We start from the raw sequence: 8,516 nt of genomic DNA, 5'->3' as shown, positions 1-8,516 counted from the left end.
CTAGATCAAGCGAGATGGCTGCATAGGAGCCGACATGCATCAGGACAAAGAGAAAGCCCCCGCCGGTCAGGGCGAGGGCCTAGAGACAAAGGAGAAGCACCAAATGTCTAACAGCCAGAATACCAGCCTCATCGAGATGGTCGATGGAGTGCCGTTCACCACGTCAGAGATCGTTGCTGAGCACGCGGGCATCGAGCACCGCGCCGCCTTGCAGCTACTCGAGACTCACCAGTCATCCATCGAGGATGCCTTCGGGCAGGTCGCATTTGAAATGCGGACTGGCTACAACAACGCCAAGGTTCGCGTCGCTCGCCTCACCGAAGAGCAGTCCACGTCCCTTCTGACCCTCATGCGCAATACGCCGGCAGTCGTCGGATTCAAGATCAATCTGGTCAAGGCGTTCTCAGAGGCCACAAAGAGCACAGTCGTTGCCCTCCCGTCACGCGCTGCGCTCGCCCAGATGGTGCTCGATGCAGAGAAGGAGATCGAGGCCGCGAAGATGCAGGCCGAACTCGATGCGCCGAAGATCCGTTACCACGAACGCTTCGTTGCCGAGATGGACGACGTGCAGACGATCGACATGTTCGCTACCGACTGGGGGACGACCGGCCCGAAGGTTCGTGAGCTTCTGCGGACCAAGGGTGTCGCCGTTCGTCGCATCCTGGGCCGCCGTTGGTCGAAGTCGAAGCAACGGATGGTGGACGTTCCCGAGTGGCGACCCCGCCAGGGCACACGCTACTCCGAATGGTTCGTGGTCCGTCCGCAGCACGATGCGCCTCGCCATCACAACGGGCAGGTTCGCACAACCATGTATCTGCTTCGCTTCCACGCTGAGGACTTGGCCCAGAAGCTCGGACTCAAGGAGCCGGCAATGTTCGACGGCGGTGACGCAGCGTGAACACTCCAACGCCACTTGACGCTCTCAAGTACGTGAGCCTGCAAGGGATCAGCATGCTCGAATACATCACCGAACAGCTGGTCATCAGCCGGGAGATCGACGAAGACGATGATCTGATCAAGATGCTCGACAGCATCGCGGAGTCAATGCACACAGCGCTTCAATCGCAGGTCCAGTACAGGCTGGCTGATCCGATTATCGAAGGTTTCGGCCCGTATGTGCACTCGAACACCTATGAGAAAGCTCGACTCTACTCGGACGGCTCACCCGTCTACTACGACGAGCCATGCACTATCCCGACTCAAGACGAGGACGGAATGACTCACCTGGTGCAGTCCGAGCGCCGGGTCTACAAGAAGCTCCCAGGGGCTGACCCATCATGACCACCTACATCGAATTCCCGTGCGAGAACGGCGTGGAACTCGACGGCACCATGACCGCCAGAGACGCCACTGACCTGCACCGCATCCAGTGCAAGGACTGCCAACGGTACGCCGAACTTCACGAGCACCGCGACGACATGTACCGGGATGTGGCCACCATGCACGACCTCAACGTAGCCGCACTCAACCGCATTATCGGCATCGACAACATGCCCGTCGAAGTCTCCGGCGACGCTCTCACCATTCTCAAGGAGAAGCGCCCATGAACCACCAAGACAGGTTCCTCGCCGCAACCGTGGCCGTCATCGTCCTAGGCCTCGCAGCCCTCACGCTCGCCGGCACTCTCGACTACCGCGCTCAGAACACCCAGTTCAAACAATCCACCACCGTCACCAACGACCACGTCACCAACCTGCCGTGGTCACTGACCAAGGAAGGACAAGACCATGGCCGCCCTACTCAATGACCAGCAGGTCGCCGAACAGATCGGCTGCTCGAAATCCCAGCTCCAATCAGAGCGAGCCCTCGACCGAGGCGACGGAGGGGATCGAGTGCCGGCATGGATTGAAGTCGGCGACTCATGGAGACCTCGAGTCCGCGGAACCAGACAGGCCGAAGTCGACGCATGGCTCGACCGCCACACAAGGAGGGCCGCAGCATGATGCACTTCAACGCCAAGACCGCGACCGTCAACCACATTGATGGTGAACTCCACGTCGAGTTCATGACCGTCAAAGGCAAGCAGGTCATCGGAGTCCTCGACGACGGAGCGGGGGAGCAGTTCCTCAACGACGTCGAAGACGCGGTGCTCGAACAGAGCCACTTCAACGACCGAGGTGCCGCTGGACCGTGGGACGGGGGCCGAGCTGCATGAGCACAGCAGAGAAGTACCGCAAGCGCCGTTGCTGGGCCATGTGGATGCCGCTGGCCGCACTCGGATCCGCAATCTACATCTACTCACTAGGGCTGACGCTCACCGCGAACGGGCTGTCCGCCATCGGGCTCATCATCCTCGCCATCGGCTCCGCCGTGGCACTCAAAGAATCGAGACAAGAATCATGACCACGAAACCCGACTACCGCGTACCCAACGCGAAACTCATCCTCCGCGTCGACGCCAGCCACCAAGACTGGCTCACTACTCGCACCATCGGCCTCGGCGGATCCGACGTCGCGGTCGTTGCAGGAGGCTCCCGATACGTCGGCACTAACCCTTACACCATCTGGCAGGCCAAAACGGATCCGGAACCGCCCGTCGACGAAGACCGAGACATCTTCTGGTTCGGTCACGAAACCGAGGACATGCTCTCCCGCAGGTTCACCGCCGACACCGGCATCGCAACCCGCCAGTGCGGCACCTACCAGGAGAAAGCCAATCCGTGGGCACTGGCAAACCCGGACCGGCTCACTGCTGACGGCGGGATCCTCGAGATCAAGACGACCAGCAACTTCACCGACAACGGGAAGAACTACCTCGCCGGCATCATCCCGGAACCACATGCCGTCCAGCTGCTCTGGTACATGTTCGTCACTGGCCGCCACAAGGGCTACATCATCGCTCTCGTCGACCGGAAGCCCATCATCCTCGAGCTTGAATACGACGCGGAATGGGCACGCTCCTTGTTTACCAAGGCGCAGGAGTTCTGGCGGTACGTGGAGACCAGCACGCCGCCTCCCGTCGAGCTGGACACGGCCACAGCCGGAGAGCTGACCGACCGTTACCCGCAGGTCATTGACCCGGAATCGGCTGTCGAGATTCTCGATCCTGACGTGGAGGAAGCGATCGGAGTTCTCACAGAGGTCAAGTCGATCGAGGCGGACATCAAGGACCGGAAGGCCGACGCCGAAAAGAAGCTCAAGGCCGCGCTCGGCGACAAAGAGTTCCTCACCCTCAACGGCCGCCCGGTCGCCAAATGGTCGAACGTTGCTGGTCGTCGCACATTCGATGCCGACGCAGTACTCCGCAAGATCGCGGCAGATCGAGGCATCGAAGACACCAAGAAGAACCTGGCCGACATCAAGGCCGAATACACGAAACAAGGCGAACCGACTCGACGGTTCTCACTCATCCAGGACGCGGCATGAGCGAGGAGTGGCGTCCGGTCGTTGGCTACGAGGGCTACTACGAAGTGAGCAGCCTGGGCCGCGTGCGCGGGGTAGATCGAATCGTCGAGACCAGGCCTGGGGTGATGGCGCACAAGCAGGCCGCACTCATGAGGGGCGGAACGACGTTCGACGGGTACCCGCAGGTTTGGCTGACCAGGAATAACAAGAGGGTCGGTCGCAGAGTCCACCAGCTCGTGTGCGAAGCGTGGCATGGGCCTAAGCCCGAGGGTCACGTCGTTTGCCATATCGACGACGTGAAAACCAATAACTCACCATCGAACCTCCGGTGGGGAACCATCTCGGAAAACACCTACGACAAGGTACGCAACGGGCTCCACCCGATGGCATCAAGGACTCATTGCAAGTGGGGGCACGAATACACGATCGAGAACACGTATCGCAGGCCCAACGGTGCCCGTCAGTGCCGCACATGCAGAGCCAATCAGGGCACCAGCAAATACAGGAATAGGAAGAAGGCAGCATAATGTCCACCGATATTGCAGTACACAGTCCCGCCGCGGAGATGAGCGTTGGGGAACGGCAGCAGTACGCATCCGTCCTCGCCGACGCGAACATGATCCCGAAGGCGTTCCAGAAGAACCCGGCGAACATCTTCGTCGCCATCGAATACGGCAACGCCCTGGGTATCGCACCCATCGTCGCACTCAATGAGATCAACGTCATCAATGGCACCCCGTCACTCTCGGCATCCATGATGGCATCCCTCGCCCGATCCGCTGGCCATCGTGTTCGGACCCGCAACGAGGACGACGGTTCCGCGGTGTGCGAAATCATCCGCGCCGATGACCCGGAGTTCACCCACACATCCGTCTGGGACCAGAAGAAGGCCCAGGGTGCCGGGCTGTGGGGTAAGGGTCACTGGGCGAAGGATCCGGCAACGATGCTTCGCTGGCGTGCGATCAGCGAATGCGTTCGCATGGCGTGCCCCGAAGTCCTTGGTGGACTCAAGTACACGGTCGAGGAAGTCATCGAGTTCACCAGCACCGGACCTTCATCGTCTGGTCCGGCACCGAAGGCAACCACCACGCGGAAGCAGAAGGCCGAACCGGAAACCGTTTCGGCGCCCATGCCGGCACCGAGCAACCGTGACTGGCTGGCTGAACTCGACCAGTGCGCAACCGCGCAAGACATCCGCAACCTGTGGAAGGCGTGCGCTGACGCCGGGGAACTCACCGACGATCTCAAGTCCGCTTTCACGTCAGCAGGCACGGCACTCACTGCGGCACAGAACCAGCCCCAGAACGAGACAGAAGTTGTCGATGGTGTCCTCATCGACGAACAAGGCGAAATCCACGAAGAAGGAGCAGCGTAACCATGGCAGACGCAACAGTGAACATTCCCGGCGTGATCGCGTCAGATCCGCGTTTCAACACCACCAACAGCGGCAAACGCGTCGCAAACATTAGAGTCCTCGCAGGTCGATCAAAGCCCGACGGCAACGGCGGCTGGGAGCAGCTTTCGACCACGGCATACGACGTGACCTACTGGGCTGAGCACGCCGACCTCGCATCGGCGTTGAACCCCGAACGCGGTTCCAAGGTGACCGTGACGGGCAATATCACAGGCGTTGAGAAGTATGACGGGCAGAACGGCGAGTCCCTGTCAATCAAGGTCAACGGTGACGGTCTCCGTGTGTATCCAAAGAAGGACCAGCAGCAGAGCGGCGGGAACTTCAACAGCGGACAGCAGGCCCAGCAAGGCGGCAACTGGGGCAACCAGCAGCAGTCCCAGCAGACGCAGGGACAGCAGTCGAGCGGATGGGGCCAGAACCCAGGAGCGGCAGATGAGCCACCCTTCTGACCGCTACGGCGACGACTGGGAGGGCGCAGTGTGCGCTCAAATCGGTGCTGAGGTGGCGGACAGCATGTTCTTCCCCCTCGGCCCCGACCAGGGCGCCATGGCAGTGAAACTCTGCTGGGACTGCCCAATCCGCGCACGCTGCCTGACCGCCGCCCTCGAAGAGGAACGCGGCACACCTGCCCGCGAAAGGTTCGGTATCCGCGGTGGACTCAACGGCCATCAGCGAGCCGAACTCGACCCCGGCAAAATCTGCGCCGACTGCGGGTCACCCATCATCACCAGATCCGACCACTGCGACGACGACCGTGAAGTCCACCGACTCGAACACCGTCGCGAATACGAACGAGAACGAAGGAGGGACGCGGCATGACTGAGCAGCTTGAGCTTCCACAATCGATGACTCGTCTGATTGAACTGGACCGGCCTCGCATCGGTTCGTTCTGCTCCGGGTACGGCGGACTTGACCTCGCAGTGGAGGAAGTCACCGGCGGGAAGACCGTGTGGGTGTCTGACATTGATCCGGGCGCGTGCACGATCCTCGAGCACCGATTCCCGGACGCACCGAACATCGGCGACATGACCGCACTCGACTGGAACGAAGTACCACCAGTGGACGTGCTGTGCGGGGGCACACCCTGCCAGGACTTGTCAGCCGCCGGCCGTCGCGCAGGAATGAAAGACGGCACCCGCTCGAATCTGTGGGTCGCCATGAGAGAAGCAATTGCAGTTATCAGACCCGGGCTTGTCGTCTGGGAAAACGTGAGAGGGGCACTCAGTGCACCAGCAAGCAGCGCAAGCGACATGGAACCCGGAGAGGGATCTGTGGGAGACGGACACGATGGACCTGTTCTCCGGGCTCTCGGACGCGTTCTCGGAGACCTTGCCGATCTCGGGTACGACGCGGAGTGGACGACTGTTCCTGCATCCGCAGTCGGAGCCCCACATGCCCGGCAGCGCGTCTTCCTCATCGCCTGGCCTGCCGACTCTTAGGACAACCAGGGGAGGCAGCGCGACCGAGACCGTTGGCCTACTGCGCACACCGTGCGCGGCTGAGGCCGAGGGCGGAATGCTCCACCCAGACAAAGCCGAGCGCGAAGGGCAGACGCTGCGGCTCTCATCGCAGATCGTTCACATGGTCGCACCCGACCAACTCAAGGACGACCTGCTACCCACCCCTTCCACGATCGACGGTAAGCCGGTGGATGTGAAGAATCAGGTTGCGACTCGCAACTCACCGGGACTGCAGTGCATGCCTGCACTATTAGGGATGCCGGAGGAGGTGTGGCCGGAAACCGATATGACCGGAAACGCTGATCGGCAGGCAGGGGAGGCAGAACGACGTCGACGACTCTTACCGACGCCGCGAGCATCGGATGGCGAGAAGGGTGGCCCGAATCAGCGAGGGTCGAAAGGCGACCTCACCGTCTCATCCGCCGTGCACCTTCTCCCAACACCGCTGGCAGGCGATGCCGACAACGGGAACGTCAATCATCCAGAATCTCGGCGTTCGCAGGGCCGCTCGGTAGGAATGCAGAACGTTGCACCGACTATCGTCGACGGCTTTGGCCCATACGCCGACGCGATCGCCCGATGGGAAACCGTGACAGGTAGAGAAGCACCAGCACCCACCGAACTCACACCCAAAGGAAAACACCGACTGTCGGCCCGGTTTGTCGAGTGGATGATGGGCCAGTCCGATGGGTGGGTGACTGACGAGGAACTCGGCTTATCACGCGTCCAGCAGCTCCGCGCACTCGGTAACGGGGTCGTCACCCAGCAAGCAGTATTCGCAATCAATTGGCTCATCGAGCGAGCACAAGACCAGAGAAGGAAAGCAGCATGAAAACGAATCCCTGCACCGTCCCCGACTGCACCGGAAACACGCATGGCCGATCGTACTGCGGCAAGCACCGTGACCAGATCGCCAAGGGCTACCTACCGGATCAAGCCCCTAGTCGCCTCGTCGACTCACACGACACCCGCGACCTACTCATTGAGCTCAAGAAGAAGCACTCCATGCTCCAACTGGGGCGACTGCTTGGCGTGAGTGACAGAACCGTCGCCAGAGCAGCGGCACCCGCCAACGTGAAGATCGAACGCACGCTGGCCGAATCCATCCGGTTCATTGCCGGGGAAGATTTCGCTCCCGTCGCCAGTATCGAGCCGGTCACGGGTGTCGACGTTGCCGCCTTCGCGTTGACCGACAGTGGCCGGGAGTTCATCGCCAAGTGTCGGCGCCCAAAGGCCAGGAAGGCGATGGCGGCATGAGCTTCGTCAAGATCACCACGACGCATCCGGAAGGGCGCGAGGCTACCGGAATCACCCAGCAGACGAACGTGACCGCGCAGGAGGCGTTCGATAACCGCCTCGCACGACTTAGGGCCACGCCGCGTCAGGGGTACGAAGCGGACAAGACAGCTTTGACGATCAGCCTGCACTCGACCGAGATCTTCGACTACGAACAGCTACTCGAATACGCAGAAACCATCGAGGCATTCGACGTCATTCAGCCCGGACTATTCGAGGTGAACCCATGACGGAACTCATCGTCGACATCCACAAGGCGTACTGGATCAGCGACAACGATCGACTGTACTGGGCGGCACTGGCGAAGCGGAAGAAACATATCCGCCAGCTGACCCACTACCTCGCGAAGCAGCAGAAACTCATCCTGCCAACACCTGTGCTCGTCGTCGCTGAAATCGGATTCCGGACCGGAGGCCGCGCAGATCCAGGGAACGCATCGTTAGCGGTCAAAGCTGCTCTCGACGGCCTGACAGACGCTGGCGCATGGCCCGACGACGACAGCCGGCACGTCATCGGACCCGACTACCGCCGCGGACCCAAAGCGCCAGTGAAGGACCGATACCGCATCCACCTCAAGTTCATCGACCAGCGCGTACCTTTCTGAAAGGCAGAACATCATGGCAAATATTCACTCACACAACATCGTCCATTGGCTCGCAACCGGAGAACGCGGCATTTCATCCGACGCGATCGTCTCGCACCTCACCGGCGTTCCTGTAGGAGGCCGTTCAGGCTTCGGAAGCTACCCCTATGACCCATCCGACTTCAACCGATGCCGCAAACTCCTTGAATCCTGCCCCGAGCTTCGCCTCGAACTCCACCGCATGGCCGAGCTTGGCCCAGTCTGGGCCGCACTCGTCGAACGCTGGGACAAGATCACGCGCCTATTTCTCGCGGAGGTGGCGCAGGGGACCGGCATGGCGCCGCGCACATACAAGGTTATGGCCGAGTTGCGCGGCATCTCAGAGAAGGCGGCATGACCATGGCCATCACCGTCTATTC

At 61.1% G+C, this 8,516-nt stretch carries 18 protein-coding genes; all 18 read left to right on the top strand.

Annotated elements, in window-relative coordinates; translation table 11 throughout:
• Positions 1 to 103 precede the first annotated feature (103 nt).
• The 18 genes from PGC08_RS14315 to PGC08_RS14230 all read left to right on the top strand — a co-directional run bounded on the left by PGC08_RS14315 (position 104) and on the right by PGC08_RS14230 (position 8,494).
• On the top strand, positions 104 to 898 hold the full coding sequence (locus PGC08_RS14315) for a Rha family transcriptional regulator (RefSeq protein ID WP_271708701.1): 795 nt from the start codon (positions 104 to 106) through the stop codon (positions 896 to 898).
• Positions 895 to 1,281, top strand: a complete 387-nt coding sequence (locus PGC08_RS14310) for a hypothetical protein (protein WP_271708700.1) — start codon at positions 895 to 897, stop codon at positions 1,279 to 1,281. Before PGC08_RS14315 ends, PGC08_RS14310 begins: the two co-directional genes overlap by 4 nt.
• Entirely contained in the window at positions 1,278 to 1,547 is a 270-nt protein-coding gene (locus PGC08_RS14305; RefSeq protein WP_271708699.1) for a hypothetical protein, read from the top strand. The genes PGC08_RS14310 and PGC08_RS14305 overlap by 4 nt, the downstream gene beginning before the upstream one ends.
• On the top strand, positions 1,544 to 1,747 hold the full coding sequence (locus PGC08_RS14300) for a hypothetical protein (RefSeq protein ID WP_271708698.1): 204 nt from the start codon (positions 1,544 to 1,546) through the stop codon (positions 1,745 to 1,747). The genes PGC08_RS14305 and PGC08_RS14300 overlap by 4 nt, the downstream gene beginning before the upstream one ends.
• On the top strand, positions 1,728 to 1,943 hold the full coding sequence (locus PGC08_RS14295; RefSeq protein WP_271708697.1) for a hypothetical protein: 216 nt from the start codon (positions 1,728 to 1,730) through the stop codon (positions 1,941 to 1,943). Before PGC08_RS14300 ends, PGC08_RS14295 begins: the two co-directional genes overlap by 20 nt.
• Complete coding sequence (locus PGC08_RS14290; RefSeq protein ID WP_271708696.1) at positions 1,940 to 2,155, top strand: hypothetical protein; 216 nt, start codon at positions 1,940 to 1,942, stop codon at positions 2,153 to 2,155. The genes PGC08_RS14295 and PGC08_RS14290 overlap by 4 nt, the downstream gene beginning before the upstream one ends.
• Positions 2,152 to 2,343, top strand: coding sequence for a hypothetical protein (locus tag PGC08_RS14285; RefSeq protein WP_271708695.1), 192 nt, complete (start codon positions 2,152 to 2,154; stop codon positions 2,341 to 2,343). The genes PGC08_RS14290 and PGC08_RS14285 overlap by 4 nt, the downstream gene beginning before the upstream one ends.
• The gene (locus PGC08_RS14280) at positions 2,340 to 3,365 is read left to right on the top strand and encodes a YqaJ viral recombinase family nuclease (RefSeq protein WP_271708694.1); all 1,026 of its coding nucleotides are present in this window, start codon (positions 2,340 to 2,342) and stop codon (positions 3,363 to 3,365) included. Before PGC08_RS14285 ends, PGC08_RS14280 begins: the two co-directional genes overlap by 4 nt.
• Positions 3,362 to 3,871, top strand: a complete 510-nt coding sequence (locus PGC08_RS14275; RefSeq protein ID WP_271708693.1) for an NUMOD4 motif-containing HNH endonuclease — start codon at positions 3,362 to 3,364, stop codon at positions 3,869 to 3,871. The genes PGC08_RS14280 and PGC08_RS14275 overlap by 4 nt, the downstream gene beginning before the upstream one ends.
• Positions 3,871 to 4,719 carry a hypothetical protein gene (locus PGC08_RS14270; protein WP_271708692.1) on the top strand — a complete coding sequence of 283 codons (849 nt, stop codon included), beginning with the start codon at positions 3,871 to 3,873 and terminating at the stop codon, positions 4,717 to 4,719. The genes PGC08_RS14275 and PGC08_RS14270 overlap by 1 nt, the downstream gene beginning before the upstream one ends.
• 2 nt (positions 4,720 to 4,721) lie before the next feature.
• Positions 4,722 to 5,207: a single-stranded DNA-binding protein gene (locus PGC08_RS14265; protein ID WP_271708691.1), complete on the top strand. Its 486-nt coding sequence runs from the start codon at positions 4,722 to 4,724 to the stop codon at positions 5,205 to 5,207.
• Positions 5,191 to 5,577: a WhiB family transcriptional regulator gene (locus PGC08_RS14260; protein ID WP_271708690.1), complete on the top strand. Its 387-nt coding sequence runs from the start codon at positions 5,191 to 5,193 to the stop codon at positions 5,575 to 5,577. The genes PGC08_RS14265 and PGC08_RS14260 overlap by 17 nt, the downstream gene beginning before the upstream one ends.
• On the top strand, positions 5,574 to 6,197 hold the full coding sequence (locus tag PGC08_RS14255; RefSeq protein ID WP_271708689.1) for a DNA cytosine methyltransferase: 624 nt from the start codon (positions 5,574 to 5,576) through the stop codon (positions 6,195 to 6,197). Before PGC08_RS14260 ends, PGC08_RS14255 begins: the two co-directional genes overlap by 4 nt.
• Before the next feature lie 76 nt (positions 6,198 to 6,273).
• Positions 6,274 to 7,050, top strand: coding sequence for a hypothetical protein (locus PGC08_RS14250; RefSeq protein ID WP_271708688.1), 777 nt, complete (start codon positions 6,274 to 6,276; stop codon positions 7,048 to 7,050).
• The gene (locus PGC08_RS14245; RefSeq protein WP_271708687.1) at positions 7,047 to 7,475 is read left to right on the top strand and encodes a hypothetical protein; all 429 of its coding nucleotides are present in this window, start codon (positions 7,047 to 7,049) and stop codon (positions 7,473 to 7,475) included. The genes PGC08_RS14250 and PGC08_RS14245 overlap by 4 nt, the downstream gene beginning before the upstream one ends.
• Entirely contained in the window at positions 7,472 to 7,744 is a 273-nt protein-coding gene (locus PGC08_RS14240) for a hypothetical protein (RefSeq protein ID WP_271708686.1), read from the top strand. The genes PGC08_RS14245 and PGC08_RS14240 overlap by 4 nt, the downstream gene beginning before the upstream one ends.
• A complete protein-coding gene (locus tag PGC08_RS14235; RefSeq protein WP_271708685.1) occupies positions 7,741 to 8,118 on the top strand; it encodes a hypothetical protein in 378 nt (125 codons plus the stop codon). The genes PGC08_RS14240 and PGC08_RS14235 overlap by 4 nt, the downstream gene beginning before the upstream one ends.
• A gap of 13 nt (positions 8,119 to 8,131) precedes the next feature.
• Entirely contained in the window at positions 8,132 to 8,494 is a 363-nt protein-coding gene (locus PGC08_RS14230) for a hypothetical protein (protein ID WP_271708684.1), read from the top strand.
• The last annotated feature ends 22 nt before the right edge of the window (positions 8,495 to 8,516 follow it).

Origin of the sequence: Brevibacterium sp. BDJS002, from assembly GCF_028201555.1 — a bacterium.
GTDB classification, from domain to species: domain Bacteria; phylum Actinomycetota; class Actinomycetes; order Actinomycetales; family Brevibacteriaceae; genus Brevibacterium; species Brevibacterium aurantiacum.
This window is presented reverse-complemented; position numbering and strand designations above follow the sequence as displayed.

Bases quoted from the DNA above. Each gene is read 5' to 3' on its own strand.
- PGC08_RS14315 (WP_271708701.1), top strand. From the start codon at position 104: ATGTCTAACAGCCAGAATACCAGCCTCATCGAGATGGTCGATGGAGTG.
- PGC08_RS14305 (WP_271708699.1), top strand. From the start codon at position 1,278: ATGACCACCTACATCGAATTCCCGTGCGAGAACGGCGTGGAACTCGAC.
- PGC08_RS14300 (WP_271708698.1), top strand. From the start codon at position 1,544: ATGAACCACCAAGACAGGTTCCTCGCCGCAACCGTGGCCGTCATCGTC.
- PGC08_RS14295 (WP_271708697.1), top strand. From the start codon at position 1,728: ATGGCCGCCCTACTCAATGACCAGCAGGTCGCCGAACAGATCGGCTGC.
- PGC08_RS14290 (WP_271708696.1), top strand. From the start codon at position 1,940: ATGATGCACTTCAACGCCAAGACCGCGACCGTCAACCACATTGATGGT.
- PGC08_RS14285 (WP_271708695.1), top strand. From the start codon at position 2,152: ATGAGCACAGCAGAGAAGTACCGCAAGCGCCGTTGCTGGGCCATGTGG.
- PGC08_RS14280 (WP_271708694.1), top strand. From the start codon at position 2,340: ATGACCACGAAACCCGACTACCGCGTACCCAACGCGAAACTCATCCTC.
- PGC08_RS14275 (WP_271708693.1), top strand. From the start codon at position 3,362: ATGAGCGAGGAGTGGCGTCCGGTCGTTGGCTACGAGGGCTACTACGAA.
- PGC08_RS14270 (WP_271708692.1), top strand. From the start codon at position 3,871: ATGTCCACCGATATTGCAGTACACAGTCCCGCCGCGGAGATGAGCGTT.
- PGC08_RS14265 (WP_271708691.1), top strand. From the start codon at position 4,722: ATGGCAGACGCAACAGTGAACATTCCCGGCGTGATCGCGTCAGATCCG.
- PGC08_RS14260 (WP_271708690.1), top strand. From the start codon at position 5,191: ATGAGCCACCCTTCTGACCGCTACGGCGACGACTGGGAGGGCGCAGTG.
- PGC08_RS14255 (WP_271708689.1), top strand. From the start codon at position 5,574: ATGACTGAGCAGCTTGAGCTTCCACAATCGATGACTCGTCTGATTGAA.
- PGC08_RS14250 (WP_271708688.1), top strand. From the start codon at position 6,274: ATGCTCCACCCAGACAAAGCCGAGCGCGAAGGGCAGACGCTGCGGCTC.
- PGC08_RS14245 (WP_271708687.1), top strand. From the start codon at position 7,047: ATGAAAACGAATCCCTGCACCGTCCCCGACTGCACCGGAAACACGCAT.
- PGC08_RS14240 (WP_271708686.1), top strand. From the start codon at position 7,472: ATGAGCTTCGTCAAGATCACCACGACGCATCCGGAAGGGCGCGAGGCT.
- PGC08_RS14235 (WP_271708685.1), top strand. From the start codon at position 7,741: ATGACGGAACTCATCGTCGACATCCACAAGGCGTACTGGATCAGCGAC.
- PGC08_RS14230 (WP_271708684.1), top strand. From the start codon at position 8,132: ATGGCAAATATTCACTCACACAACATCGTCCATTGGCTCGCAACCGGA.